Source organism: Brenneria populi, assembly GCF_036016195.1.
Taxonomy (GTDB): Bacteria; Pseudomonadota; Gammaproteobacteria; order Enterobacterales; family Enterobacteriaceae; genus Brenneria; species Brenneria populi.
This window is the reverse complement of record NZ_JAYWTM010000071.1, coordinates 1-441: the sequence shown is the minus strand read 5'-3', so window position 1 is coordinate 441 and position 441 is coordinate 1. Positions and strand designations below refer to the sequence as shown.

General features: G+C 63.7%; 1 protein-coding gene. It reads right to left on the bottom strand.

Going from position 1 to position 441, the window contains the following annotated elements; all coding sequences use genetic code 11:
• Positions 1–441: DUF2345 domain-containing protein (locus VSX58_RS22440; protein ID WP_327619987.1), on the bottom strand; the 441-nt coding region annotated here is incomplete at both ends.

Genomic DNA, 441 nt, shown 5'->3' with positions numbered 1-441 from the left:
AATATTCCCCGGACAGCCCAGCTCGATATTGCCCCCCTTCAGCCGGATATACCCACCGCCGCAGTTCAACAACAGCTCGTCCTGCGCCGTTATCCTCACCGACTGCGTCGCGCTGCTCAGCGTTACCTCCTTCTGCCCCGTCAAACTCAGCGCATCGCTCTGCGCCTGTATCTCCACCTTCCCCTGCGCCGCGAATATCTTCACCCCCATCTTGCGCGCCAGCAGGCTTATCGCTTCTCCCGCCGCCGCCGTAAAACGCTTCATCACGCTGACGTCCACGTTCTTCCCCGCCGTCAGCGCCACGCTCTCGCCGCCCGACGACACCCGCACGCTCTTTTCGCTGGCGATACCCACTCCCTGCGGCGCATGCATCACTATCCCCGCCTGCGTCAGCGCCTTCAGTCCCGCATTCAGCGCCGTCTGTCCCACATTCTCCGCCCC